Origin of the sequence: Aeromonas sp. Prich7-2 (assembly GCF_017939255.1) — a bacterium.
GTDB lineage: Bacteria > Pseudomonadota > Gammaproteobacteria > Enterobacterales > Aeromonadaceae > Aeromonas > Aeromonas caviae.
This window is the reverse complement of record NZ_JAGKRI010000062.1, coordinates 55,546-82,279: the sequence shown is the minus strand read 5'-3', so window position 1 is coordinate 82,279 and position 26,734 is coordinate 55,546. Positions and strand designations below refer to the sequence as shown.

Here is a 26,734-nt window from a genome sequence, read left to right as displayed (position 1 = left end):
GTATAACCTGGCCAGAAGGAGGCAATATCAATATGATGCACGGCGACAGCAGGGTGATGGTGGTGGTGTGTTTGGAGACAGCCAGTTTACCAGCACCCTGTCTGTCAACTTCCACTTCCCCAAGATCCCGCGAAGAACCACAAAAATGGCGCAAAACGTTTGCTAAGATGATGAATTTCTTGAAAAACGTTTTTACGTTCCTTTTGCACTCCCATCCCTTGTCAAGCCTTGAGCGACCGTCCATTCAAAGAGCGCGATCGAGTCCACAAAGTTGCAAACGAGATACCATTGACCCCTTCTCATCCCCTCCGACGCTGTTATGTTGGCGCCCGCATACCACTTAATGGCTAATCATACGGAGTCCATCATGGCGACATTCAAGTTCTACATTCCCGCAATCAACCTGATGGGGGCGGGCTGCCTGCAGGAGGCGGCAGTGGATATCCAGGGACATGGCTATCGCAAGGCGCTCATCGTCACCGACAAGATCCTGGGCCAGATTGGCGTGGTGTGCCGGCTTGCCGCCCTCCTGGCCGAGCACGGCATCGACGCAGTGGTGTTCGACGAGACCAGACCCAATCCCACCGTGGCCAACGTCGAGGCGGGTCTTGCGATGATCCGGGCCCACGGCTGCGACTGCGTCATTTCGTTCGGCGGCGGCTCACCCCACGACTGCGCCAAGGGCATCGCCCTGGTGGCCGCCAATGGGGGCAGCATCAAGGATTACGAGGGGGTGGATCGCTCCGCCAAGCCGCAGTTGCCGCTCATCGCCATCAATACCACTGCCGGCACCGCCTCCGAGATGACCCGTTTTTGCATCATTACCGACGAATCCCGTCAGGTGAAAATGGCCATCATCGACAAGCACGTCACGCCGCTGATGTCGGTCAACGACCCGGAACTGATGCTGGCCAAGCCCGCCGGCCTCACCGCCGCCACCGGCATGGATGCCCTGACCCACGCCATCGAGGCCTATGTCTCCACCGCCGCCACCCCGGTCACCGATGCCAGCGCCGTGATGGCCATCGCACTGATTGCCGAACACCTTCGCACCGCCGTGCATCAGGGGGAGGATCTCCATGCCCGTGAGCAGATGGCCTATGCCCAGTTCCTGGCCGGCATGGCCTTCAACAACGCAAGCCTGGGCTATGTGCACGCCATGGCTCACCAGCTCGGGGGCTTCTACGACCTGCCCCACGGGGTGTGCAATGCGGTGCTGCTGCCCCATGTCCAGGCCTACAACGCCCGGGTGTGCGCCGGCCGGCTCAAGGATGTGGCCCGTCATATGGGGGTGGATGTGAGCGCCATGAGCGATGAGCAGGGTGCGGCGGCAGCCATTGACGCCATCCGGCAACTGGCTCGCGACGTCAAGATCCCCGCCGGTCTGGAGCAGCTCGGGGTCAGGGCCGACGACCTCGACGTGCTGGCCAACAATGCGCTCAAGGATGCCTGTGGTCTCACCAACCCCAGGCAGGCGACTCACGCGGAGATCGTCGCCATCTTCCGCGCCGCCATGTAAGGGGGCAAGATCTGCCAGGGCCGCCACGCGGCCCTTTTTATTGGCTGATGGATCAATGGCTTTTTACTTCCGCACGGGGAGTGGGTATGATTTGCCGAGCTAAAAAGACTGTATGGATGATCTGAACCCGATATGCGGATGAAACACCTGATTGCCGCGGCCCTGACCGCCCTCACCCTGTCCGGTTGCAGCCTGGTCTATCGCATCGATATTCCCCAGGGCAACTATGTGGAACAAAAGCAGGTCGACAAGCTGCGCCAGGGCATGACCCGCGAACAGGTCGAGTTCGTGCTGGGTTCTCCCATGTTGCGCGACAGCTTTGACCCCAACACCTGGTACTACCTCTATGAGTTCCAGCCCGGTCGGGGCGACAAGGAGCGCAAGGAGCTGACCCTCAACTTCGTGGGTGACAGACTGGCCACCGTGACCGGTGATTTCCCTCTCCCTGCCGCCTTCACCACACCGCTCTAGATGACATCACAAAACCGGCTTCTGCCGGTTTTGTTCTCTCTGGCCCCGGTGATGTCGCCGGGCCACACTCTGGATGCCTCATTGCCCCGAGGAGATCATCATGAGTCGATTCCTGATTGCCGGCGCCACCGGTCTGATTGGCAAAGCCTTGCTGCGCGAGCTGGGGACGGAGCACGACCTCCTCCTGCTCTGCCGCAAACCGGGCGACCCCGCTCCGGGACGCACCTGGCTACCCACCTCGTTCGACGCGCTGGACAGATTGACGCTGCCCTCCCCTGTGGACATTGCCTTCTGCTGCCTTGGCACCACCCGCAAGGATGCCGGCTCGGCCGAGGCATTTCGCCGGGTCGATCTCGACTATGTGCTGGCCTTTGCCGCGCTCGCCCGTCGCCACGGCTGCCGCCGCCTGCTGGTGGTCTCCAGTCTGGGCGCCAACCCGCGCTCCCCTGCCCTCTATCCCCGCACCAAGGGCGAGATGGAGCAGGCCCTGCTGGCCCAGGAGTGGCAGCGGCTCGTCATCCTGCGCCCGGCCATGCTGCTCGGCCATCGCGAACCTGCGCGCCGTTCGGAGCAGATCATCCAGGCCATCTATCCGCTGGTAAAGCCCCTGCTGCGCGGGTCGCTGCGCCGCTGGCGTGCCATCGAGGCCAGTCAGGTGGCGCACGCCATGGCGCGCCTTGCCATCCAGGAGAGCGGGATAGAGACGGTGGAAAACGAGCGCCTGCTCACCCTGTGATGCCCCGTGTCGGGCGAGACGATCACAAAGGGGCGCCACGGCGCCCCTTTGTCACAACCCATCACCCGTCAGGTGCCGGCATCGTCTCGCTTGCGGTGCACATCGGGTCGCCCGCCGGTGACCACATCGGCGCGCCCCTCTTCCTTGGCTTTCTCCGCCCGCTTCTTGCGCATCTCCTTGGGGTCGGCGATGAGAGGGCGGTAGATCTCGATGCGATCCCCCTCCTGCACCGGCTCTGTGCCCTTCACCGGACGGCTGTAGATACCGAACTTGTTGACCGACAGGTCGATCTCCGGGTGCTTTTGCAGGATGCCGGACTGTTCGATGGCCGCCAGCACGCTGGTCTCGGGCGCGACCCGGATGCACAGCACCGTCTGCCGCTCGGGCAGGGCATAGGCCACTTCGATATTGAGGAGCTCAGACACCGTAAACCACCTTGGCACGATTGGAGAAGGCGAGCACCATGGAGCTCACCAGCTCGCGGAAGATCTGGCCAAATGCCAGCTCAATGAGCTTGGAGGTGAACTCGAAGTCGAGATCGAACTCCACCTTGCAAGCATCCACGTCCAGGGGCGTGAAGGTCCACCAACCCGCCAGCTTGCTGAAAGGCCCCTCCACCAGCTCCATCTTGATGGTGCGATTGGCATCAAGCTGGTTGCGCGTGGTAAAGGTCTTGGCGATACCTGCCTTGGCCACATCGACCGAGGCCATCATGTAGTCTTCACCTGACTCATGAACACGGCTGCCGACACAGCCGGGCAGGAACTCAGGATAGGCATCAACATCATTGACCAGCCGGAACATCTGTTCCGCGCTGAACATCACCAGGGCACTGCGAGTAATACGGGGCATGGGTTTTCCTCATCCAATCGGCCCGATTTTATCACCTTGTCAGCCAAAATCACCGCCGAAACTGTTCGCGGGTCACCAAGCAGGGCAATTGCACACTTTCCGGCCAGTGTGGCCTGCTCTCGCCCCGCCCTTCCCTCAAAATCGTCATCGAACTGCTCACAAAGCCGCCACTCGGAGCGCTGTGCGTTTTACAGCCGCCGCCACCCACGTATAATGCGCCTTCCTAAACATTGCCTAAGGCCCCCGTCATGAGCAAAAAGAACAGTAAAAACAAAGCCGGGTCCAGCACCATTGCACTCAACAGAACCGCCCGTCACGAGTACTTCATCGAAGAGCGCGTGGAAGCCGGCCTGTCCCTGCAAGGGTGGGAAGTGAAGTCCCTGCGGGCGGGCAAGGCCAACATCAGCGAAGCCTATGTCATCTTCATGCAGGGGGAAGCCTTCCTGTTCGGCTCCAGCTTCCTGCCGCTGAACGCCGCCTCCAGCCACGTGGTATGCGATCCGACCCGCACCCGCAAATTGCTGCTCAGTCGCCGTGAACTCGACAAGCTCGAGAGCCTGACCGCTCGTCAGGGCTACACCATAGTGCCGCTGGCCCTCTACTGGAAAGCGTGCTGGGTCAAGGTCGAGATCGGCCTGGTGAAAGGCAAGAAAGAGCACGACAAGCGGGAAGACACCAAGGCACGGGAATGGGACCGTGAGAAGGCCCGCATCATGAAGAACAAGCACCGCGGTTGATTGTGCGCCGCCGGCCCCCATGCGGCGACCAATAAACCAGCAATCGACCGGCCAAGGCCGGTCGATTGCCATCAACGCCTTGCCATGACAGGATTTTTGCGTACAATCCCTTTTGACAACTTGGGGCTGATTCTGGATTCGACAAGATTCACGAAACCCAAGGTGCATGCCGAGGTGCGGTAGGCCTCGTTAACAAACCGCAAAAAAATAGTCGCAAACGACGAAAACTACGCACTCGCAGCTTAATAACCTGCGCTGAGCCCTTCTCCCCTAGCTTGCCTGTGTCCTAGGGAAATGGAAGGTCATCCTTCACAGGATCGTGTGGAAGTCCTGCTCGGGGCGGAAGCATTAAAACCAATCGAGCTAGTCAATGCGTGGCGTGTCTCTCCGCAGCGTGTTGGCGAATGTAAAGAGTGACTAAGCATGTAGTACCGAGGATGTAGTAATTTTGGACGGGGGTTCAAATCCCCCCAGCTCCACCAATTTAACTAGGACACCGACAGGACAAACCCAGATAAAACAGCCACTTAGCACAAACAAGGCGACAGTGACTGGCCCAAAACTGGAATCAAAATGATCCACTGGTGATCCAAGAACAAGAAAGCCTGCAGAAATGCAGGCTTTTTTCTTTTCTACCATCCAGGCATAGAAAAGCCCGCACAGTGGCGGGCCAATCCAAATCCTTCCACATCACGCTGACGCGGTGGCTTCATCGCGAAGTTTTTCCAAAATGCGCGCGATTTTTCTTTCCTCCTCAGGCGCCAAGTCCAGCGTCTCAACAACCCCTTCCAGTTCGCTCAGTAGTGACTCCATCCTTTCTCCCCCTTGCTCTCCCAGTCTCTCGACTGTGAAACACTGTATGTGCATACAGTAACCGCATGAATTTACCACTTTTTGCGGGCTCACGGGAGTACAATTTCGATCCCCTTCTTCTATTGACCTGTTTGTTAAAAATAATTCCCGTACTCGGTGACTCGTCATACAGCCGCTACACTCCGTCGTTTTGGTGGTGATGGCGCTGACTTCACTGTGCGTTCTTCTTCTATTTTTTAACCTACAATTTATCTGACTCTTATGTGTCAATACTGAGCATTTGCACCATAAGAGTCCCATATTTGAGACAAATAACTAAATTACGATCTCGGGCACGGGCCGGCGTCAAACAAGGAACACCAATGAAACGCTACTTGACGAGCTCGAGCCTTGCCTATGTCCATCGCACTAAGCAGAAAGTGCGCAGCTTGCTAGCCGAACGCAAGTTGACACAGACCCACATCAGCAAGATGACCACGATCCCAAGGTCCAGTATTTCGCGCTGGCTCTCCCCTCATCATGACGACTTCATGGGTCTAGCCGAGGCGGTGATGGTGTCCTCCGCGATCGGCGTGTCTGTCCAGGCCATCCTGGCGGATCCCGACTGGGACGTGTTTGACGAGGAGCATATGGAGTTGATCAGCCGGGCGGCTATGCTGCCTAAACCACACCTGGCTTCGATGTTGAACTGCTACGCGGAAATTTTGGGGGTCAGGGTGGGGTAACAAAAATGGGGCCGCAGCCCCATCAGTCTCAGTCAGCTTTGTCAGGCATCATGCGCTGGATCCTGTCAACCAGTGCCCTGCGCTCCTGAGGACAGAGGTCGATAACCTCCAACTCCCCCAGCAGTGCATTCAACTCAACTTGCAGTTGGGCGGCGCTCATGACAGCAACCTCCCTTGGTCTACCGCCCGCAGCTGTTGCAGCTTTGATAGTCCCTTCCCAGTCACCAGCGCAACCGATCGCTTCTGCAAGCCAAACTCAGGGTGCTCCCAAGGGCTGATCTTCACATCCATCAACCCCTGCTCGATCTTGGCTTGGTACGGCTCATTTTTGCGGCTTACCCAGCCAATCTGGCGCAAATAGGCAAACAGCCGGTTTTGGCCGGTGCCAATGATCTTGGCCGCCTTACCAACGCTGATTGAGTCAGGAGTGACTTCAACCTGCTTGGCGAAGCGAACCAGCGGCGCATCAGTCTCGATCTTCTGCTCCAGCTCTTGGTTGACGGTCAGCAAGCGCAGGCGCTCCTGCTCAGCCTGCATGGCGATTTGTAGGATCTCGATGGTGGTGAGTTGCTGCGTAACAGGTGCCAGCTTTCCGGTGCGGAAATCCAAGAACGCCTGATTGACCTGGAGCTGGAATGCTGGACTGATCCAACCTGCATAGGAGATTGCCAGCAGCTCGTGGGCGAAAGTGCCGCCACCATAACGGCCGGCCTTTGTGACAACCAACCCAAAGTGCTGATCTTCTTGGTTAAAGCCCCAACTATGAAAATCTTCGGAGTTAAAAAGAGCCTCAATCAGTTCCTTTGTCTGATCCAGTTTCAACCAGTCAGCTGGCTGCTTGCTGTTCTTGTGCAGGCTAGGGTTCATGCTCAGGTGAGCCTTGTGAAGGGCATTGAGATTGAAACGCCCAGCTTCATCAGTGGTGATCTCCACCCCGGCAATCACCGGCATGGAATTCTGCGGCCCTGCCAAAACTTTGGTTTGCTGATACTGTTGTTGTATAGTCATACAGTAATCCTTACTTGGTCGTGGGGTTTACATTCCTCGGCCTTGGCGGCTGCAACCGCTGGGGCCGAATCATTTATGTTACTTGCACTCGCTCTGCCCATCCCTCTCCATCTCCTTCCTCAAGATAAACAGCACCTCTTTGTTCATGCTGCGCTCATTGCCTTCAGCTCGCTTAGCGAGCCAAGATTTGATGTCATCTGGCATTCTTATCCCTGTCGGCGGTATTGATTTGCTCACGTTCTCCTCTCTCGCATATGACTACACAATGTAATCATTACATTGTGTAGCTATTGACGTCAAGCTCCAATGACTACATTCTGTAGTTATGAAAGTAAGCAACATTGCGCCATTTGGGGTTAGGATGCCGCCAGACCTCAAAAAACGGCTTGAAGTATCGGCAAAGAAAAACAGCAGATCTCTAAATGCTGAGGTCGTTCACTGGCTGCAAAAAGCCATGGATGAGCAGGCTGAAGAGGATGAGAGTGGAGTTGCTAGGCACATGCCTTTAACCATGATCGATGGCTTCGGCGGCTGGGTGAACAACCAACCTTCCGAAGCTGCTACCGTTGCGGTTCTGGAGCAAATGAGGCTGTTGCTTGGCGAGCTAGAAAATCAGATTACAAAAAAGTAGCGCCGTGTTTCCCGTACTTTGTGCAACTAGTCAAAGATTTTTAGTTCCATGTGAAGCATAGTTGATGCAATTATGCTGTTTTAACGTGGAGTCATGTATGATGAAACCTGCTTTGTTATTGTCTTCTGTTGCCATTATTTCGGGTTGCTCTAGTAATATATATTACAACCCATATATAGAAAGTGATTCACAGCGTGCAATGCAGCTTGAAATTGATGACGGCTACTGCACTAGCGTTTCTGTCGGTGCAGTTCCTATGCCAGAGGTAAGACATTACGATAGTGGTGCAAGAATTTACACTTTTAATGCCAATGTTTATCAAGCCGGAATGCCTACTTCAAATATATCTGGATACGGTTCGGTGTCGCAATCTCCAGCAGACGCATTTTCAAGTGGCTTTGCTAATGGAGCTGCGATAGGTAGTGCAATGAGGGCTAGCATGGATCGTGATACTGTTTATGATGGTTGCATGGCAAGCCTAGGCTGGACTACCTCAAAGGATATTTCCAATGCCATTTATGCTGAAAGGAAAAATGTATCGCGACAAGCAACTGAAACAATCCAGAATGACGTTCCTGCCCCAGTAATAAATGCCATAAATAATACGGCCTATCTCAAAAAATGGTATTACGAGAAATCACCAAAGTTTGATTATGCAGTGGATGTAGATGATAAATTAAAGACAGATCCTGAGTGGGGAAATAAATCACTTGAGGAGAGGTTTGCCGAGGCCACTAGATTAACCAGAATCCACTTTGGCGAAATCTCTCAGTAACTAAAAAATCTGATCAAGTGCCGCAATAGCAAATCCAACCAGGACAAAGAAAAAGCTGAATGCCATAAAGTCATCCAGATCGCTCCGGCTGGATTTGCTGAAGCACCAACACCCAGCGGCAAAGGGTATTAGCGCCAGGGTGAAGCTAAAGCTGAACGCCTTAAGCGCCACCACCATCATTATCAACGCAAACAGTATCCACATGGTCAGGTCCTCACTGGTCATGGCCCAGCTTACCCGCTCTTGTCAGGGGTAAGCCAGGGCCGCGATTCTCCCCCTTACTCCCAGTTCGCCCTGTTCTTGTTGACCGCCTGATATGCCAGGTCATTGCGGCGTGCCAGCAACTCGTCAATGCGCCGGCGCTTTTCCTCTGCCGCCATGGTGCGGTCACGCTGGATCAGCTCAATCCTGTTGCGCACCACACGCACTTGCTGCTGGGTGCGGCTCAGGCTTTGCCGTGATTTCAAGATCCCGCCCTGCTCCTCCAGCAGCTCGTTCGCCTTGTCGGTCAGCCCTTCACTGCGGTATTGGTCCACTGTGCGCTTGAGCTGGTTCACCTCGTTCAGCATCCGGTAGAACTCTTCCATGTGCTGAGTGGACTTTGCAGGGCCAGTGCCGCGATACACCGCTTTCACAAGCGGGATCTCGTCGGCGCGCCAACTTGCCGATTCCCCAGGTCGGGCAGCCCGGATCACGCCATCAGCGGCAGCCATCACATAGCTGCCCATGGTGCCGGTGTAACCGACCACCAGGTGCTCAAGCTGCTTGGGCGAGAAGCCAGTGAGCTCCCCCAGCTCGCGCATCAACAGGCTGGTTTGCTCGTTGTAGCGAGCCTCTGCCATCACAGCCAGATCCTGCGGGCCGTCGATAGGACCTCCCCGGAAGCTGTCATAGTTGAAGGCGGCCTCCACCATCGGCTTGACGATCTGGGGGGTCGGGTTGAGGGCGAAGGTGTCGCCAATCGCCCTGGCCACGGCCTTGCCGAACTGAGCCCCGGTATCCTTGTCGCCCAAGGCCCGCACCATGCGCTCGGGAATGGTGCCGAAAAGCACGCCAATCTCGAACGGCTTGGGGATCCGCCAATGGTGCTCGCCAAGCCAGAAGTGCCAGTTTGCATCCTTGTCCCAGTCCGGCAGCTCCTCATAGCGCTCATCGTCCCAGTTGTGTGCCAGCAGAGCCAGGCTCGCTGCCGTGATCATGCCTGCCCGTTTGGCGATGGCTCGCGGGTTGTCTCGCAGTTCGCGGGTCAGCTTGCCAAGACCCTGCACCCGGGCATTGAAGAACGGCAGCAGTTGGGACATGAGCTGAATTGTGCGAGCCGCACCGAGCATGGAGAAATCCATCAGGTCCTTCGACTCGAACGCCGCCTGGGCGTGGCTCTTGCCAGCCTTGATGGCTGCGGCATAGACCGCCTCGCGGTTGGCATTCTCGAAAGCCTCGCCCAACCTGCTGTATTTCTCCCATGCGTCAGCAATGATGCCCTTGGCATGCGCCGCATTGCGGATGATGCTCTTCTCGTAGCGAGCGATCTGCTCCGGAGTCATTCCTTTGCGTCGCAGCGACTTACGCACGGTATCGGCCATCGCCTCTGGGTCATTGCCATTCACGTAGCCGCCCAGGAAGGAGGCTCCACTGAACATCACGTCAATGGTGCTGCCGTCCATGCGCCAGGTTTTCCTCACCCCCTTGATGGAATCAATCATCGGCTTGAAGCCATCCTTGCTGATGGCCCAACTGGAGAGGGAGTCGCGCAGGAAGTTGCGCAGCATGAATTCGGGGGACGCGGTGATGCCTGCCGTTAAGATGCGCTTGGCCTTGGCGGCCACATTGACCATAGCGCCGAACGGCTCGCGGTCGAAGAAGGTCATGGCGCGATAGAGGTCTGGGTCATTCACCCGGATCATGTAGTCCTCGCCGTCCATCTTGATGGCGATCAGGTCCTTGCCGTTCTTGAGGGCGCGCCAGTCCATCATGTTGGGCTTCGCCACCACGTCGATGATACCGGTATCCGCCAGGTTCCAAACGGTCTTCTGGGCCGCCATGTTCTTCATGGAGGCGTCGATCAGCTTGGAGGTGGAGGTGAAGATGTTCTCGAGCAGGTCGTTGGTGTTGGCCTCCCCCCCCTTGAGCTTCTTGATGCCGGCGTTCTGATTCGCAATTCCCTTTGGCTTGAAGGGGGCGATCACATCGCCGTCGTCGGATTCACGGAAGAAGGGGATGTACCACTCGCTTTCGAACTCCGCCCGGGCCTCTTTGGTGAAGAGCCCAGCTTCTTGTGCCAGGTCCAGGGTGGCGGCATTGAGCCGATTCCAGCGCGCTTTGGCGTCATGGAACTTGGCCTCTTTGCCCTTACCTTGAGCCTTGAGGGCAGCGATGTCCTGGGCGTCGAGAAGGTTCTCACGCCCTTGGGCCAGCAACAGCTCGGCCCGGTGGCCGGCCATCCAGCCCAGCCAGTTGTGCAGGTCAGCTCCCAGGTCGGCAAAGATTCCCAGCAGCGCATCCTTCTCGCCGGTACCCGCCTTGCGCTGGATCACCCCGTCATTCCACTCCGGCAGACCATAGAGCATGGTCGCCTGCATGGTGGAGGCGGCCCCCGTCGCCATCCGTGCCGCCACATAACCGGAGTCTGCGGCATCAGTAATGCCGGCAGCCTCCTCGGCGTATTTGATGGGGGCCAGCGCGTCGAGCACCTCGGTGTTGGCTTTCTTGATGACGCGATCGATCCATGAGCTGACCACGCCTCGGTCAACTTGACGGAGCTTGTTCAGGCTGGCCTTGGTCTTGTCGATGATGTCGGGCTTGGGGCCCAGGTTGAGCTTCTCCATGGCCGCATCAGCTGCGGTACTGGCCTGGCTCATCTTGATACCGCCTTTCAGGGCTGGCCGCTCGGCTTCCTGGCTGAACTTCTTGCCGCCATCCGGCCCGCTGTCGTCTGGGCCGCTACGCTGCAACTTCTTGCCCAGCCCCTCGATCAGGGAACGCGTCTCCGCGGCGGTAATGCCATCAGGCACAAACCCGACCGCTCGCAGCGCCCGGGTAACCCAAGCAACAACCCGATCCCAGCCACGGCCCCAAGCTCCCTGTTCCAGTTCGGCGAGGTGAGCCACCACCTCTTCGGCCTTGGTGCCGATGTCCTCGTCGGCGTAATGGGTGTTTACCCAGTCCCACACCGGCTTCATGCTGGGGTCCTTCTGCGACTGGATGAGACGGCTCATCAGCTTGGTATATTCCCCGTCACCCAGGACGTTGGCCAGGCCATAGTGGGCCAGCACCTCATGGCGCAGGATCTCGCGCATCCGCTTGGGGTCGGAAATGGTGTCCGCAGCTACGTGCAGGGTGCCCGCATCGTCGTCAAACGCCGCTCTCCGGATAAGCCCCTCCTTGGCTTCCAGTCCCAGGGCCCCCTCAAGCTCCCCCTGAGTGGCGTGGATCTGCACCTTGATGCCGCTCGCCCCCCGGTACTGCTTGAACCAACCATGGGAAACCAGCTCAGCCTCTTTACGGGTCAGGTGGTTGGCCGGCTTGTCCCCTTGTGCCATTGCCTGCTTGGAGAAGCGGATGATGCGCTCAGGTTTGCCCGATTTGGCAAGTTCATTGGCTTGCTTGCCGATCACCTCTTCGCCCGTGCGGATGTTCTGGCGGGTGCGCTTTCCGCTGCGAATGCCTTCACCAACAGCCCGGATCAGGCTATCGAGCTCGTGCTCCTTGATGGGGCCCTTTGCCAAACCGGCCTTGCGCAACATGCGGGAGAACTCGGTCTTGATACCGTTCCATGCCTGGATGGTGCGCGACGGCAACTCGTTTTCAGTAAGGTGGGCAAACACCTCTTCCGCCTGGTGCTGCTCACTTTTATCGCCATACATCTCCGGGCGGGAGATTTGTGACCAGGCAGGAGCAAGCCATTTCTCACTTTTGGCATCACTCAGCTTTTGGAGGAGAGCTCGCTTATTTTCAGGCGTAAACGTGTCCAGGCCATAGTGACCCAGGACCTCATGACGTAACGTAGAGACGACTTCCGCTTTTGCTCTTTCAACTCCTCCCATACCCTGTTCATTTCGTGGCGCAGGTCTGTTCTGCTGTAAAAGACGGGGATCTCCAGATACCCCTCTTTCTCCCCCTGCGCCTTCGTGAACACCCTGACGCCCGGCTCTGCGGGTGATGCTGTCTGCGATGAGGTGGACTTGCTGCTTGCCGGGGAGGTATCCCCCATCCCGCCATCCAATTTGCTCGGGGCTGCCTTCTGGTCCATAAAGGTCCTCTTGAGTTTGACCAACAATAAAGTCGAGTGACTGAGCCCCTTTATACTCACGTCTAAAGTCAGAAACAATCTGAGCCACATCGTCAGCGGACAGTCCCTCCCGCTGCTGAGACATGCGGACTTTCTTGGTGACTGGCTTGGTGGTATCCCCCTCCTTCACCCAGCGCTTGAACGATTCCACCGGCATCGCCTTGATGGCACCCAGTCCTTTCCAGCCCGCCTCGTAGTTGCCAAGGTAGCCTTCCCGGGCGGCCTGCTCATCGGAAAAGCCCATCATCACCTTGTGTTCGTCAAACTTGCCGGTTTTGGGGTCAACCTGGTCAACCACATAGACCGTCTCGCTATCTGGCTTGTCACCGATGAACACATCGACATGATCACCGTCCGCCCCCAGGGTGCGTTTGATGTAGCCGTAGTCATGGGCCATGGTTGAATACCACGCCCTGCCATCCTGATCGGTACCTGATCTGGTAGAGCCTTTGGGGTTCTCGAGCGCAATGTCCAGCCCCTGCAGCTTGAGGTGACCCTTCTTGTAGTTCCCCGCTTCCTTCTGTGCTTCGGTGGGCTCCGGCGCTATCTCGGCGCGGGCCGCTTCAATCTGCCGCACCGGTTCACTGGTGGCAGGCGTGGTGAGCTGTCGCACCTTCGCTACCGAAGTCGTGGACACTACCAGGCCACCCTTGCCCGGGATCGCCTTCACGCCGTTATCCTTCGCCCACTGCTTGATGGCCGGCACCTCGCCTTTCAGGGTGATGGTACCGTCAGGGTTATCGATCATCCCCGACCAGGGTGTCGGCGCTGCCGCTGGCCCAGCAGTCGCGCGGGCTTGCTCAGGTTGCCCCCCTTCAGATACAGCAACCCCGGCAGGTGCCGGGGCTGTCAGTGCATTTTCCTCTCCTGGTTGGGTGACAGGTAAAGGTGTAAGAGGAGCACCATCTGCCGGATCTCCGGGTCCAGCTCGCTCCGCGAGTTCGGCAGTGGTTTGTCCAACACCTGTTGCAACCGGATCGCCTGCTCCAGGCTGATCACCTGATCGCTCACTGCTGATTGCAGGTATCGGGGTAGGCTGGCCATGGGTCACCTCTGTCTGGGGTTGGTTGACGGGGATCACCTCGCGGTATCCGGTATCGATAGCTGGTACTAATTGGCTGGCCTCGCCCGCTGTGGCAGACGGTGCCGGAACTGTTTCAGCGCTTACGCTTGCAACTGGCTGATCAGATGGTTGATTCTGGTCGGTGACACTGATGTCGTCGAGTTGCTGAACGCTGGGTTGCGTGGTTTCAGCAGCCTTCGCCCTCTCCACTTCGGCGATCTCGGCCACCCCAAAGCCGCCACCATTGAGCGGCACCGGCATCTCCTGGCCCTTGCGGCTGGCCATGGCAGCCTCTTTCTCGGTTGCGAACGGCTTGCCTTTGCGGGTGATTCGGAGTGTCTGGAGCGGGCCAACTGCCGATTCTGTGGCGCTGCCACGCATCGGTTTGGCGTCAGGCTGTCGCTGATCTGCTCCATAGACCACATCACGGTGCGGCAACTCGGTACCGACCTCGCGAGCCTCCCCATCAATCACCGCGCCCGGCAGCTCGCCGGCAGGGTGGGCGGTGGCAGCCTCAGGCGGGAGCAGATCCCCCTCCTGCCCGTTCTGCCAACGGGTGCGCTCACCACCTCGAAACTGCGGGCCAGGGCCTGCCTGTTGGTCATCATGATCCCCTGGGGCTGCCACAGCCTCCCCCACGGGTTTGGCATTCGCATCGCCGGCGAAGATCACATCCTTGAGCGGCAGGGCTGGGCGCTGGTTCTCCATGGCTACCTGCTGGGCGCTCTTGTTTCCTGCGAACGGGTCAAGCCCGAGCTCGCCAGCCTGAGCTCGCTCATAAAGGCTCTTGCCCTGGTCGCCAGCCTGCATCTGGGCCGTAACCAGATCCTGCACCGACCGCCCGTACTCACCGGCCAAGGCTCGCTGAACGTCGCTATCCTGCGCCATCCCCTTGAAACGATCGGCGGTATCGTCTTGACGCAGATAGGCGGGAACATCACGCAGCTCGTCAAACTGGCTGCCGCTGGGACCGAGCGGGTTCAGATCTCCCTCAGCCTGTGTGGCGGAGGGCGCCTGCTCGCCACCCTCCTGTGGACCGAATGCAGAGACCGGATCCACTGCTAGGTCAGCAGCGTCCTCCGTCACCGGCGCGGAAGGCTCTGCAACCGGATCGGTCCCAACGCCATCTTCCTGGCTGGCATGCTTACCGCCTCGCGCCCCACCGACAGCACCTACCGCACCACCTGTCCCCATCCCTATCAAGCCGCCCTCGATCGCGCTCGACATGACCCCCTTCATCGGGTCGATATCAGCGGCGGCCACCTCGTTGAGGGATTCGTTGACGGCGTATTGCTGCACCCCCTCCTCCAGGGTTTCGCTGATACCCTCACCTGCCGCCCCCTTGGCAGCACCTTTCAGCACTCCACCGGTGGCTGCCTTGCCAGCCAGCATCTTGAACAGCATGGCGTCGCCCATCATGGAGCCCATGGCGGCAGCTCCCCACACCTTGGCATCACTCATGGTGGCTCGGCTGGCCAAGTTGGCCGTTTCCTCACGGGCCAGCCCCAGCTTTTCCTCATCAGAGAGATGGGCGGTCTGTTGATCCTGGTCGATGCGAGTAAACGACTGGCGGAAGGTATCGCTGCCCGCCAGCTCGTCAAAGCTCATTCCCAGCACAGTGTCGCGGGTGTTCACCCCGGCACTGCCCACCGATCCTGTCGCCCCGGTGGTCACAGCGGCGCCGGTGGCAATTTTGGATACTGCCTTGGCGGCGACCGCTTCGGCTACCTCCTGGGTAGCGCCACGCTTGACCATGGATGCAGTGACAGCCCGGCCGATAGAGGCTTTGGCGGCCACCCCAGTCACCCCGCCAGCGGCGAGTGTCGGTAGCAAAGAGCCAACGCCCTGCGCCATTTTCATCGCCCAGACATCGATATCCCCTGCGCCATCCCCCAGGGTCAACCGGCCTTCTGGCGTTTCATCGACCAGTCGGCGTCCCAGTGCCTCCTTGGCGTCCGCACTCATCCCATCATTCAGAGATTCCGCCCCAGACGCGGCCAGATCACCTGCACCTGCGACCACATCCAGAACCGGGCTCAGTTTGTTGGCCATATTGGCACGAGCCTGTTCCAGGTAGTCGCCCCCCTGCTTCCCGGCATTCTCTTTGCCGAAGTTGCTTGCCTGCCGTGCCAGCTCACCAATGCCGCCCACCAGATCCAGTGCGCCAGCGCCCACCGCCTTAGGATAATCACTCCATTCTGTTTCGAGGTCTCGCTTTGGGGCCGCAGCTGCGGGCGGTGATGAAAGCTGACTGTTGATGCCATCCCAGAACTGCTTTCCTCGAGAGTCAGATTGCAGCGGTTGTGGCAGGGATGCGTCACGGAGACTGTGCTTGTCCATTCGAGTGGCCTCGGCTTTATGCAAAAGAAAAGCCCCGAGCGGCGAACCGATCAGGGCTTGATATGGGGAGTGCTGGCCAATAAGCAGACTGGCCGACTATGGGGAGATGCTAACGCTGGTTAAGTTTCGTGGCAATGAGTTTATAAAAACACACTTAAATCAAGTAGTTACAAAATAAAGGTGCTTTGGTAGTTTTTAAGTTTGTGTTGACCGTGGGGTCAATGTGATTTAGGCTTTGGGTAGTTAATCATTTTTGATCAATCTACCGCCAGATCATGAGGCATCAGCATGAATGTTCAACGTCGCAATGTTAAAAGCCCCTTCACGAAAGAAGAGCGTGCTGGCGTGTTCATTCCTCGCGAAGAGGCTCGTGCAAAGCGCAACTATGACAAGTTCAAAAAATAATCCTTGTCTTCTCCTGCCTCCCCAATCTCCGTCCGCGCCATTGTAGAGCCTGACATTCAGTTTGAAGAAGGCTCCAGTAAACGAGCCGTTCAGGACTATGTTGTTGCTGAATTCTGCGAGTATAAGCGGCTTAGCTTAACCATGAGCTACAATAACTTCGTTGCGAAGAACGAAGGGCTTCAAGCAAAAGAGCCGTCTATTCACAGTCAGTTTGGTCGCGATAGGGTGTTTGACCACCCACAAGCTCTTCTTCCTAGCATCATTGATGAGAACATCGCGCACGTTCACTATGATGGCGATGCGCGTTGGTCCCCAGAAAAACCGCAGTGGTACTGCACAAGCCATGAATCGGTCGTCTATTCAGCCTTCTTGGAAGGAGACGGTTACTGTTTTGTTATTCATGATCTGCTGCTTAATCATGATGGCGACCCAGATTTTGATGCTCACAATTACTACTCCTTTAAAGACTTGGAGTACTACGTGGCAAATGCAGAATACCACCGTGAAAATGAACAAAAAGGCAGCTAATTAGCTGCCTTTTTGGTATCACTTCCTTGCTTGAGCCAAACTCATAGCCTGATAGGCTGCAGCACCATCTGGCGCCTTGTTGAGTGTCGGCTGTCCATTAGTAAATGGTGCAATAACCGTATTAACGGCCGCCTCTTCTGCTGCGCGGTAGTTGTGCGGTTTATTTTTACCCCCTTCCATATTGCGCACCTTCTCAGCAGACACCGCCGCTTGCTTGGCTGCCTCCTCTTTCGCAACAGCTTGGCGCCATAACGCAAAGGCACCGTCCATTTTTTCCGGGCTTTCAAGATAGCTGCCAAGCCACCCCCCCTGCTCAGCCTCCCTCATAAACTGCTGGCGTTCAGGGTTGCTCTGGCTCCACTGCTCAGGATTGACACCAGAGGGTGCCGCACCAGGTGTCCCGCCAGTATTCACCCCGTAGACAGACGGCAAGCTTTCTCTGGCCTCATCAAATGCCGCTTTGACCGTGGCCGGATCCCCGCCATCGGCCAGCGCCTTGGCTTCTTGCTTGTGGAGATCAGCCAGGGCAGCCTTCAGCCCTTTATAGTCAGCCGGTGGATTAACACCGGTCTGTACAAGAAAGTTCTCCCATTGTTCTGGGTTTTGCTGGATCTGCTGGCTGACCTGGCGCGCCTTGCCGAAGTATTGAATCAACCTCTGGGGGGTGAACTCCTTGACGGGGTCGCTCGGGTCACCAGTTCGGCCCTCGGTTATAGGGGCATCTTTTACAGTTTCTTCACCAGTCTTTGGGTTGATGTAGGTCACAGGGGCCTGAAGGAAGAATGTCCCGCGGTCTGTTGGAACAACCTCCACCTCTCCATATGACTTAACCACTCCTGTGGGGGTGACGGTCCCAATACCTTTTTCGAGATCGCCCTTGACCATATAGGTCAGAGCTTGCGTCACCTCGGAAGTATTAATTGCCTTATGCAATTTCCCCATATCCCAGGCCCTGGCGTCCGGGTTGTTAATGATTGCTTTCATCCCTTGATAAACAGTGTCAGAACTCCGGTGCCATTGCGGGTCACCAAACACGCGGTATGGATTTCGCCCGGCGGCATATTCATGGTTCAACAAAGCATCTTGCTCTGGTGTAATTTGCTCTCCTCGCCCCAGCGCTGCTGTCGCCATATTGAACGGCACCTCATTGTCAAGCCACCACTGGTCCCGTTTGTTCTTTGCCACGGCCAGTGCGTGAGACTCTTTGGCCCTCCTCTCCGCAGCCTGAGCGAGCACCAAGTTGTCATTGCGGTAAGCCCGCAGGCTATCCGCCTCTTTCCGTTTGAGATCAAACTCCTGCCCCCACTGATCATTCGTCACTTTTTGCTGAGCAACCTGGTTGTCAAGGTAGGCTTGCCGCAAAGAGAAGTCCCGATTTGAATTTGCTGTGTTCTGCTTGAACATCGCATCCCGCAGGCTCATTTCACGTTCAGCGCGCTCGTCTGCCTTCTGGCCGCGCTGATAGTTATCCATGGTGTTGAAGCCAGCCAGAAAACCTTCCGCCAATCCCGATACGCTCATCATGCCTCCTTAAAACAAGCTGTCTGCCAGAAAACCAACCCCAGCACCTGCCAGTGCGCCCAGAGGGCCACCGAGTGAACCCGCCATGCCCAACATGGCGCCCATCGATGCGCCAGTGCCGATGGTGCTCAGGGTTTGCCCCTTGCGAGCGGTCTTGAGACTCTTGTTGGCAGCCTCCATCTCCGACTCTCTGTTGGCCGCATCACGCAACCCTGCCATACCCTGCTGGCGCGTCTGGGCGCCAATATCAAGCAGTCCGTACCCCATCACATACCTCCACCAGTTTTGATTGCCTCACGCAGGCCGGCATCGGCGCCGGTCAAGATCCCCATCTGGCGTGCCTGCTCCTGCTCGCGCAGGCCGTTTTCAGTGCCCGCCGTCATCAGGGCAGCCCGCAAACCCTGGCTGTTGTCGTTGGTGTTGCTGCTCACCCCCATGCGGGCATTGCGGTTTGCCGTAGCCTGCTGGGCAGAACGCAGGGCGTTGGCGTTGTTCTCATCCACCCGGCCGAGCTGCTCCTGCAGCAACTTGCCGTTGGTGGCCAGCTCCATAAGCTCCTTCTGCTTCGGGTAGAAGCGGTCTTTCCAGTCCTGGTAGCTCTCGCGAGTGATCTGTGCAAATGTATCTGCGGCGTATCCCATCGTTTACCCCTTAATAGCCCTTGCCTTGCAGCACGCTGGCTGTCGGGCTGATCTTCTTGCTCACGGTTGCGGTTGTTGCAGGCGCCTTCAGCTCCTTGAGCCCATACGCCGTGCCAGCTCCAGCCAACGTACCAACCAGACCAGCTGTCGCCTGCTGGCTCTGGAATGAGCTCTGGGCGTCACTGGTGGCCTTGCGCAGGCTGGTTGTGGCCACATCCCCCATACCAGCCATAGATTCAGCCTTCTGCCCCGCGCCAATACTCACCACGTCCTTGAGCCCAGCAACATACTTATCTTGCTGGCTGGACTGGGCGCGATTGGTGGTGTCGGTCTGGCTCAGCGCCTGATCCGTCTCCAGATTGGACATGGCAGCCTGGTACTTGCCGCTGGTCGGATCCACGCCGCCTGCCGCCATAGAGTCGGCCAGCCCGGCGCGTGCCTCGCCAAAGGATTGAGCGGTACCCAGCGCGGCCGTGCCAGCCAGCTTGTCGTACTCGCTCTCGTTGTTGAGGTCATCCACCTTGTCCATGAAGATGTCCTCATACTGCTGCAGGTCGTTTTTATAGAGCTGCCACTGCTCCATGGCCACGTCAGCCGCAGCTTTCTGGGCTTCCGTCTCCTGAATTTCGTTAGAGCCACCCTTGCCCATCGCTCACCTCACAAGTTGATCTGAAACACAAAGAGCCCGTCAGCATCATCTGGCTGACGCACCCACCCCATTCTTGGCGCTACCCTGAGCCACCCCTTGCGCGCAGAGTGAAAGCGCAACCAGCGGGCACCTATCATGCGGGCCAGTCGCTTCACCTCCGGCAGGTGGCGCTCAGGTGCCCCACCATCCCCCCACCCCACCCAGACCAGGACACCGATCACGCCATCTTCTGCCTGTGGCTTGAGCACAAACCCATCATCACCACGCAAGAACAAAAACGCCTGCTTTTGACGGCAGGCGCTGGCGATGTTGCTTGGTAGGCTGGGCTCTCCTACCGATTTTCCTATCCGGCCCAGAGCGGCTTTCATCAATTAAACTGGCTCCCTGAGGGTAGCAAGCAGAATGCAATGCTTTGAGCGGGGACCCTAACACCTGCACTACCGCCGTATGACGCAGACTGAGAATCTATGATGACCGCGCAGGATATGGAGGCCGCGCCAGTACCAGCGTCAAACCCACCCTGGATTGTTATCGATTGGCTGGCTGCGGCAATTGAAATGTTGCTTCCTGATCTCACCTTGAATGGGGCTGTCGCGATGATGCCCCCGGCTGAATTTGTCAGAACGAGGCGGCCCGATATGGTCGCCGGCACATCCTGATCGTTACCACCTGGCCGATATCCACCCGACGCATACACCTCAACTGTTACCCCAAGGCAATACAAGTTTGCGGCATGAGTCCTCGAACCTTTTACGGACGCCGATGCCACTACATGACCACTCCCTGCGCTGTCTGTTGAGTTCGCACTGACAACCTTAGCACTCAGCACATCCCCAACAATCTTGTTGGCATAGACAGTGCCTTTCACATTGCAGGTTTCCTCGATGGTGACATTCTGGAATGTGCCTGCATTGGCGTTGACTGTACCTGTAAATGATCCGTTCGAGGCGAATAAACGGTCAGTGTAGAGCGAGCCATCGGCATAGATGATCGTATGCCACGTCCATGACCAACCACCATATGGCCCGCCTTTACCGAACCCTGCTGCCCCGCCAGACAGGAAGGCATTGCCCATATCGATGGAACCGCCCGAGATCGCAGGCGCCGACATGCTGACACCAGCCTTCACATAATCGGCGGTGATCTTCTCTGACTGGATGATCTGGATGGTGGCCTTTCGGATGATGGCTTCGGCGATCACCGTCTGGCCATTGTCGATGGCAAACAGAGGGGCGGTGGCGTTTGGGCTGTTTGGGTTGAACACAAAGAACTGGCTGGCAGACACCATCACCTGGCTGGTGCCATCACTCTTGGCTACCAAGCCGATCCCGGCCTTGATATCGCCAGCCTGAGCCTTGACTGACCACATGGCTTGCGCACCATTCTCCAGGTCAGCGATGGCCTGGCTTTGAGTCTGCACTGCCGACTCCAACTCTCCTGCCTGAGCAGCAACCGTATCAATGCGCTTACCAAGCGCCCCGTCAGCCGTCGCTCTCGCCTCTGATTCAGTGGTGATCTGCCCGGATAGAGAGTCATCACCCTTTTGAAAGTCAGCCGTAACCTGCTGGATCTGGCTGGCCAGCGACTCCACGGCATCAGCCCGGGTGGTTGCCTCTTCATTGATGCGACTAGAAAGCTCAGCATCCGCCGTTTGCATTGTGGACTGTTGCTGATTCAGCTTCTCGGTCATGACGGCATCAGCATCAGCGCTGACCCTGGCCACCTCGGCAATACTGGCTGAGAGGGACTGATCCACCCCCTCGATTTGCGCTTCAAGCACAGATGTCTTCTGTGCCAGGGCTTCATCTGCCGTTGATCTAACCAACTGCTCATTGGTGATCTGCGCCCTGATCTCCCCATTCTCAGCATCAAACTCAGCGGTCAGTTGCTCAACAGTCCTGGCTTGCGCCTCCTGTTGATTCGCCAGAGTGCTCTGCTGTTGGAGAATGACGCCGCGAGCCTTTCGGTTCTCCCGGTCACGCTCATCCCCGGTCAGGGCGCCTTCGACCAGGCTGGCGGCGCCGATATCTACCTCCGACTCAAGTTTGTCCTGGCGCTGGCTCTGCGACTCCTCATTGCTCACCACGACTCGCTGCAGCTCGGTGATGTTGGCCGCGTTATCCCCGACTGTCACATCGATGGCGCTGATACGCTCACCAAGCGCTCGGTCGGAATCTGCCAGGGCCTTGCTCGACTCGGAGAGGGAGGCAGACAGCGCCGTATCGGCGGCCTTGAACGCCGCATCGACAGTGCTGATCTGCTGGGCAAGCGCCTCGTCTTTTGTTGCCCGAGCCAGCTCCTCGGCCGCAACCCTCGCTTTCGCATCCTCGAGGTCGCTGCCGAACTGCGCCTCGACCTCAGACACCCGCCTCGAGATAGCCTCATCAGCGGTGACCCGGGCCGACTCCTCCTGGGTGATGTTTGCCGCAAGCTCTGCCGTCGCGCTCGTTAACTCGGCGGCCAACTGGTCCTGACGCAAGGACAACGCCTCATCAGCCGATGCGCTAGATTGTTCAAGAGCGCTGATAACGGCATTGGTATCCGCATTGGCCGCCTTGTACTCGGCATCAACAACGCTGATCCGCTGTGACAACGCCTCATCAGCCGTCGCCCTGGTCAACTGCTCATTGGTAATCTGCGCCTTCAGATCTGCCGTTTCGGCATCAAACTCAGCGGTCAGTTGCTCAACAGTCCTGGCTTGCGCCTCCTGTTGATTCGCCAGCGTGCTCTGCTGTTGGAGAATGACGCCGCGAGCCTTTCGGTTCTCCCGGTCACGCTCATCCCCGGTCAGGGCGCCTTCGACCAGGCTGGCGGCGCCGATATCTACCTCCGACTCCATCTTATCCTGGCGTTGGCTGATCGACGCCTCATTGCTCACCACGGCCTGCTGGAGTTCTGTGATGCTGGCTGAGTTCTCTCCAACCGTCACATCAAGGGTGCTGATCCGCTCCCCCAGCGCTCGGTCGGCATCTGCCATGGCTTTGCTCGATTCAGCGAGAGATGCAGACAGCGCCGTATCCGCGGCCTTGAATGCAGCATCCACAGTGCTGATCTGCTGGGCAAGCGCCTCGTCTTTTGTTGCCCGAGCCAGCTCCTCGGCCGCAATCCTTGCATTCGTATCCTCGAGGTCGCTGCTGAACTGCGCCTCGACCTCAGACACCCTCCTCGAGATTGCCTCATCGGCGGTGACCCGGGCCGACTCCTCCTGGGTGATGTTTGCCGCAAGATCTGCCGTCGCGCTCGATAACGTCGCAGCCAATTGGTCCTGGCGCAAGGACAGGGCCTCGTCCGCGGCGGCGCTCGACCGCGCCAGCGACAGGATATCGGCATTGACCTGAGCATCAGCCGCCTTGAACTCCGTTGTGACGTTATCAATGCGCTGTGCCAGCGCCGAGTCTGCATCAGAGGTCACCTTCTCAACCGACGAGATCCTGGCTTGGGTAGCAGCGTCCTTCGCTTCAAACTTCACTTCCATGTCTGCTGTGCGCTGAGCCTGGGCCTGCTGCTCCGTCAGGATTACCCTCTGCTCTGTACGGATGGCCCCGAACGCCTTCCGCGTCTCCCGATCCCGCTCATCCACGGCCAGGGCACCATCGATCGCAGCAGATGCGTTGTCGTCATCATTCCCTCGCTGCAGCTCGAGTTCTGCCGTGATGGCGTCGAATCGGCCAGCAGTAATACCACCGTCATCCGCGAAGATTTCTTCGAGCGCCTGGATCTTGGCCTCTGATGCCCCCGCCCTCACTTCGAGCCCGCTGACCCGCTGCGTGGTCACCTGATCGCTTTCCGCCGAAACACGCGCCAGCTCAGTGATACTGGCCCGAAGAGTCTCGTCGCCCTGGGTGATCTGGGCTGCCAGCCCATCAACGCGCTGCGCGGTCACCTGATCGCTTTCCGCCGAAACGCGCGCCAGCTCAGTGATACTGGCCCGAAGAGTCTCGTCACCCTGGGTGATCTGGGCCGCCAGCCCATCAAGGCGCTGCGCCTGTGAACTCAGCTCATCGGTGTGTACCGTCAGCTTGCTTTCCGCGTTGGCCAGCCGCTCGCCATGCTCATCCACCTCTTGCTGGGCGGCCTTCTGGGTCAACTCCCCTTTTGTTGCGTTTAGCTCCTGCCCAATCTGGGTGACTCGCTGTTGTTCGTCAGTGAACTCCCCCTTGGTGACCGTTTGGCTCAGGCTGGCATCAAGGCCATTGATGCGCTGCTCTGCCTCAGTGATGCGCTTGCCCTGGCCATCCACGGTGACATTGTCAGCCTTGCTGCTGATCTGGCCAGCAACGGCATCAAGATCTTGCTGCACTTCAGCAATCGAAGTGTGAAGCTCATCTCGCACCGCATTGACGGCATCCATGGTGATGCTGCCGTTTTCAGGATCGACGACAAACACCGCATCGCGGAACGAGTCAAAATCCCCCTTGTACTTATCGATCTTCGCATTCAGGCGATCCTGTACCAGTCCGATCTCAATGCTCGACATCCCCAGTTGCTGCTGGGCATCATCCAGCAGCTCTTGCGCTACCTTCTGGCGCTCATCCAGCCCGGCCAACTCCTGCTCAATACTGGGGATCTTGACCTCGATGGCAGCGACCTTGGGACTGATAACCTCGATTTCATCGACCTTTGGCTTTAGGATCGCAATGTCCTGCTCAATACTGGGGATCTTGCCCTCGATGGCGTCAACTTTCGGGCGGATTACCTCAATTTCATCGACTTTTGGTTTCAGAATAGTGACATCAAGCTGTAGCTGTGGGACGGCCTCTATGGGATTGAGCAGCTCCTGCACAAGATGACTCTTTTCAATCTTCCCCTGCAGTTCGTCGAGAATGTCCTGCACATCCCGGCTGGTTTCAGCCTTAACGCCCTGCATACCCTGGAAGGGACCCTTGTCATCCTTGCCGTTGACGAAGCGCACCCAGTAGTAAAACGTGGCACCCTTGCCAATGGCGTCAGAGAAGAGATTGGCCGAAGAGGTCCCCACCAGGGTGGCCTCGGCTTGGTTGTCACTCTCAGCTCGCCATATCTCGGCGTGAGCATGCCCCCGGTACTGCGGAGGATCCCACTCAACAAGGACCGTGTGAAATGCGCCATTGGCGATCACATTGACCGGAGCGTGGGGAAAATCCATCTGGCCCGCAGGGAAAAGGTCCGGGTTCTTGCCGGGGACGTACACGCCACCCGCACCAGGGCGCAGCGTAGACAGCCCCAATGCCTCCAGCTCCCTGAACGTGACGGCCTTATCAAGGCGATCGCCACGCTGCCCAGTGAGCAGCTCTACGTTTTCTACTGTAGCCGCCTGGTCTCGGCCTGCTCGATATGCGGGTTTCTTGGCCATCAGATCACCATCTCCGCCATGCTGCTCGCCAGAGTGATGCGGCTCACCACCGAGGTACCGAAGACCTCTATCTGCCAGAACCGGCCCCGCACTGGCGGCAACCTGAACGCCCCGGTCACCAGGTTGCCAGGGGACAACTCCATCACCTGTTCCCCGTCAACGAACAACTTGATCCCGACCAGGCCAACATCCTGAGCCAACACCCGGCAGCAATTGAAAGACGTTCCCTCTGGCACCATGAAGAGCTTCGACCGCCAGATGAATTGGCCATTGCTGGCGCTCCCGCCCCGCCAAATCTGCAAGCTTCGGCCCTTGGCAACGTAGAGGGAGTCGCTCTCCATATCGGAGACAGCCGCATCCCACCGGTTCGTCAGCTCACGCAAGTCGCCACTTTTCGGGTCAAAGATGAATGCGTGAGTGTCAGTCATGCCCACATATTTGCCCTCGTGGTGCCATGCCCGCATAGTTTCAGGCTTCATGGTGCGCCACTGCTTGCTGGTGATGACCTGCTCGGTCACCACCTGCCCACCGTTGGCGCCGATGCCGACCAGCCCGTCCGGGGAGGCATAGAGCACGACGCCATCCATCGCCACCATCGAGCGACCACTGACACAGGACTGCGGCAGTTGGCTCAGCTTCTGGGTGGTCACCGATGCCGGACTCACGCCCTGGGCAAGATAGGGGTATCCCTTGGTCCCGATCACCAAGGTGGTATCGATGGCAGCGATCGCCACGATGTCGTGCTCAGTGGTCAGCCGGTACTTCTCCGGCCAGGCGTAGGGAAGGTAGGGTTCGCACAGGTAGAGGGAGTTGCCAGCAAACCCCGCACACATGCCATTCGCCATTTGACACAAGCCGCGCATGCCATCCGGCGGCATGGTGTAGTCGTAGGTCTCCAGCACAGGGCCCAGCTCCCCATCCTCCCGGATATCGACAAACGATGCTTGGGCAATGGGCAGCTCGGCGACCAGCAGGTAATCAGCCAAGCCGCCACCGGACACCGACCGATATATCCGGCGCTTGGTGATGTTACTGTTCTGGGTTGTCGGTGGGCTCAGCATCAAGGTGACGGATGACCCTGGGATCCCGATATTCACCTTTCCGCTGACAGGGCCCGGAGGCCCCTCCTCACCCATCGCAGTAACGAAGGTATCCACATAGAAGCGGGTTTCGTCATCTGTCAGGTCATCATCCACACCACCAACAGGTGGGGTGATGGTGCCAACCCCGACCGGAACACCTGGGGCTGGAATGCCTAGCCGATACCATGCCGTCGGCTTGTTGCTGCCGCCTGTGGCGATCTGGGCATGAGTCACCTTGGGATACTCACCATCCGTGTAGTAAACCCGACCATACGAGTCCTGAGCTATCGGGGAGCGGATGGCCTCCACCACCTTGTTCCAGGCGAACCAGTGCTGGCCATAGTGAAAAAGGGTGGTAGGCACGATGGGCAATTCCACACCAGCACTGGCGTCATCCTCCAGAGGCGAGATGACGCCATGGTCAAAATGGCAGTCACGCGCAATCACCGCGACTTCATCAGACAAGAGGTGTGGCTCCACGCGCGGCATAGTCCCTCGCATGGTGACGATATCGAGTACGGGCATGGGGATCTCGGAGAGGCAGAAACGAAAAAGCCCCACTCGGGAGAGCGGGGCCATGATGGGTAAATCCTAACGCTGACAGCGCCAGGAGGCAAG

Annotated in this window: 22 protein-coding genes and 1 other RNA gene; 9 read left to right on the top strand and 14 right to left on the bottom strand. The window is 58.0% G+C overall.

Translation table 11 applies throughout. The annotated features are described in order from the left end of the window. Nucleotides 1-367 precede the first annotated feature (367 nt). From yiaY to J9892_RS12525, 3 genes are all read left to right on the top strand, one after another. A complete protein-coding gene (gene yiaY, locus J9892_RS12535) occupies nucleotides 368-1,519 on the top strand; it encodes an L-threonine dehydrogenase (protein WP_210538440.1) in 1,152 nt (383 codons plus the stop codon). A 132-nt stretch (nucleotides 1,520-1,651) separates the two neighbouring features. After that, a complete protein-coding gene (locus J9892_RS12530) occupies nucleotides 1,652-1,990 on the top strand; it encodes an outer membrane protein assembly factor BamE (protein WP_029314185.1) in 339 nt (112 codons plus the stop codon). Nucleotides 1,991-2,090: 100 nt separating this feature from the next. Further along, nucleotides 2,091-2,726 carry an NAD-dependent epimerase/dehydratase family protein gene (locus J9892_RS12525; protein WP_182935432.1) on the top strand — a complete coding sequence of 212 codons (636 nt, stop codon included), beginning with the start codon at nucleotides 2,091-2,093 and terminating at the stop codon, nucleotides 2,724-2,726. A 68-nt stretch (nucleotides 2,727-2,794) separates the two neighbouring features. Here the strand turns inward: J9892_RS12525 and J9892_RS12520 are convergent, their stop codons facing one another. Continuing rightward, a complete protein-coding gene (locus tag J9892_RS12520) occupies nucleotides 2,795-3,151 on the bottom strand; it encodes an RnfH family protein (protein ID WP_109112424.1) in 357 nt (118 codons plus the stop codon). Beyond that, nucleotides 3,144-3,578 (bottom strand): SRPBCC family protein, encoded by a 435-nt coding sequence (locus tag J9892_RS12515; protein ID WP_010673974.1) that lies wholly within the window; start codon nucleotides 3,576-3,578, stop codon nucleotides 3,144-3,146. The genes J9892_RS12520 and J9892_RS12515 overlap by 8 nt, the downstream gene beginning before the upstream one ends. A 248-nt stretch (nucleotides 3,579-3,826) precedes the next feature. Between J9892_RS12515 and smpB the strand changes: the two genes are divergently transcribed. Together smpB and ssrA are read left to right on the top strand one after the other, a co-directional pair. Then, complete coding sequence (gene smpB / locus J9892_RS12510) at nucleotides 3,827-4,315, top strand: SsrA-binding protein SmpB (protein WP_010673973.1); 489 nt, start codon at nucleotides 3,827-3,829, stop codon at nucleotides 4,313-4,315. A gap of 122 nt (nucleotides 4,316-4,437) precedes the next feature. Beyond that, nucleotides 4,438-4,797: a transfer-messenger RNA gene (gene ssrA / locus J9892_RS12505) on the top strand. 208 nt (nucleotides 4,798-5,005) lie between these two features. Here ssrA and J9892_RS25045 read toward each other — a convergent pair. Continuing rightward, nucleotides 5,006-5,128, bottom strand: coding sequence for a hypothetical protein (locus J9892_RS25045; protein WP_258955566.1), 123 nt, complete (start codon nucleotides 5,126-5,128; stop codon nucleotides 5,006-5,008). Between the two features lie 362 nt (nucleotides 5,129-5,490). On the opposite strand from J9892_RS25045, the gene J9892_RS12500 reads away from it, so the two are divergent. Continuing rightward, nucleotides 5,491-5,853, top strand: a complete 363-nt coding sequence (locus tag J9892_RS12500) for a helix-turn-helix transcriptional regulator (RefSeq protein ID WP_210538439.1) — start codon at nucleotides 5,491-5,493, stop codon at nucleotides 5,851-5,853. A 28-nt stretch (nucleotides 5,854-5,881) separates the two neighbouring features. Here the strand turns inward: J9892_RS12500 and J9892_RS25040 are convergent, their stop codons facing one another. Together J9892_RS25040 and J9892_RS12495 are read right to left on the bottom strand one after the other, a co-directional pair. Further along, nucleotides 5,882-6,013: a hypothetical protein gene (locus J9892_RS25040; RefSeq protein ID WP_257520022.1), complete on the bottom strand. Its 132-nt coding sequence runs from the start codon at nucleotides 6,011-6,013 to the stop codon at nucleotides 5,882-5,884. Further along, nucleotides 6,010-6,861, bottom strand: a complete 852-nt coding sequence (locus J9892_RS12495) for a phage antirepressor KilAC domain-containing protein (protein WP_210538438.1) — start codon at nucleotides 6,859-6,861, stop codon at nucleotides 6,010-6,012. The genes J9892_RS25040 and J9892_RS12495 overlap by 4 nt, the downstream gene beginning before the upstream one ends. A gap of 325 nt (nucleotides 6,862-7,186) precedes the next feature. Here J9892_RS12495 and J9892_RS12485 point away from each other — a divergent pair, with 325 nt between their 5' ends. Together J9892_RS12485 and J9892_RS12480 are read left to right on the top strand one after the other, a co-directional pair. Beyond that, complete coding sequence (locus J9892_RS12485) at nucleotides 7,187-7,492, top strand: Arc family DNA-binding protein (protein ID WP_134996537.1); 306 nt, start codon at nucleotides 7,187-7,189, stop codon at nucleotides 7,490-7,492. A gap of 97 nt (nucleotides 7,493-7,589) precedes the next feature. Further along, nucleotides 7,590-8,267 carry a hypothetical protein gene (locus J9892_RS12480; protein ID WP_210538437.1) on the top strand — a complete coding sequence of 226 codons (678 nt, stop codon included), beginning with the start codon at nucleotides 7,590-7,592 and terminating at the stop codon, nucleotides 8,265-8,267. Here J9892_RS12480 and J9892_RS12475 read toward each other — a convergent pair whose 3' ends face one another. Together J9892_RS12475 and J9892_RS24625 are read right to left on the bottom strand one after the other, a co-directional pair. Beyond that, nucleotides 8,268-8,471 carry a hypothetical protein gene (locus J9892_RS12475; protein WP_042878058.1) on the bottom strand — a complete coding sequence of 68 codons (204 nt, stop codon included), beginning with the start codon at nucleotides 8,469-8,471 and terminating at the stop codon, nucleotides 8,268-8,270. A 74-nt stretch (nucleotides 8,472-8,545) separates the two neighbouring features. Further along, complete coding sequence (locus tag J9892_RS24625; protein WP_246876669.1) at nucleotides 8,546-15,958, bottom strand: LPD38 domain-containing protein; 7,413 nt, start codon at nucleotides 15,956-15,958, stop codon at nucleotides 8,546-8,548. 408 nt (nucleotides 15,959-16,366) lie between these two features. Here J9892_RS24625 and J9892_RS12460 point away from each other — a divergent pair, with 408 nt between their 5' ends. Continuing rightward, the gene (locus J9892_RS12460; RefSeq protein WP_210538436.1) at nucleotides 16,367-16,891 is read left to right on the top strand and encodes a type II toxin-antitoxin system YafO family toxin; all 525 of its coding nucleotides are present in this window, start codon (nucleotides 16,367-16,369) and stop codon (nucleotides 16,889-16,891) included. Between the two features lie 18 nt (nucleotides 16,892-16,909). Here the strand turns inward: J9892_RS12460 and J9892_RS12455 are convergent, their stop codons facing one another. The 7 genes from J9892_RS12455 to J9892_RS12425 are packed head-to-tail and all read right to left on the bottom strand — an operon-like array spanning nucleotide 16,910 to nucleotide 26,695. After that, nucleotides 16,910-18,412, bottom strand: a complete 1,503-nt coding sequence (locus tag J9892_RS12455) for a hypothetical protein (protein WP_210538435.1) — start codon at nucleotides 18,410-18,412, stop codon at nucleotides 16,910-16,912. Between the two features lie 9 nt (nucleotides 18,413-18,421). After that, nucleotides 18,422-18,679, bottom strand: a complete 258-nt coding sequence (locus tag J9892_RS12450; protein ID WP_111896608.1) for a bacteriocin — start codon at nucleotides 18,677-18,679, stop codon at nucleotides 18,422-18,424. Then, nucleotides 18,679-19,053, bottom strand: coding sequence for a hypothetical protein (locus J9892_RS12445; protein ID WP_042878069.1), 375 nt, complete (start codon nucleotides 19,051-19,053; stop codon nucleotides 18,679-18,681). Before J9892_RS12445 ends, J9892_RS12450 begins: the two co-directional genes overlap by 1 nt. Nucleotides 19,054-19,063: 10 nt before the next feature. Further along, nucleotides 19,064-19,702: a hypothetical protein gene (locus J9892_RS12440; RefSeq protein WP_111896609.1), complete on the bottom strand. Its 639-nt coding sequence runs from the start codon at nucleotides 19,700-19,702 to the stop codon at nucleotides 19,064-19,066. 8 nt (nucleotides 19,703-19,710) lie between these two features. Next, nucleotides 19,711-20,070, bottom strand: a complete 360-nt coding sequence (locus J9892_RS12435; RefSeq protein WP_111896610.1) for a hypothetical protein — start codon at nucleotides 20,068-20,070, stop codon at nucleotides 19,711-19,713. Next, complete coding sequence (locus tag J9892_RS12430; RefSeq protein WP_210538434.1) at nucleotides 20,070-25,034, bottom strand: DUF1983 domain-containing protein; 4,965 nt, start codon at nucleotides 25,032-25,034, stop codon at nucleotides 20,070-20,072. Before J9892_RS12430 ends, J9892_RS12435 begins: the two co-directional genes overlap by 1 nt. Then, nucleotides 25,034-26,695, bottom strand: a complete 1,662-nt coding sequence (locus tag J9892_RS12425) for a hypothetical protein (RefSeq protein WP_210538433.1) — start codon at nucleotides 26,693-26,695, stop codon at nucleotides 25,034-25,036. The genes J9892_RS12430 and J9892_RS12425 overlap by 1 nt, the downstream gene beginning before the upstream one ends. Nucleotides 26,696-26,734: the final 39 nt, after the last annotated feature.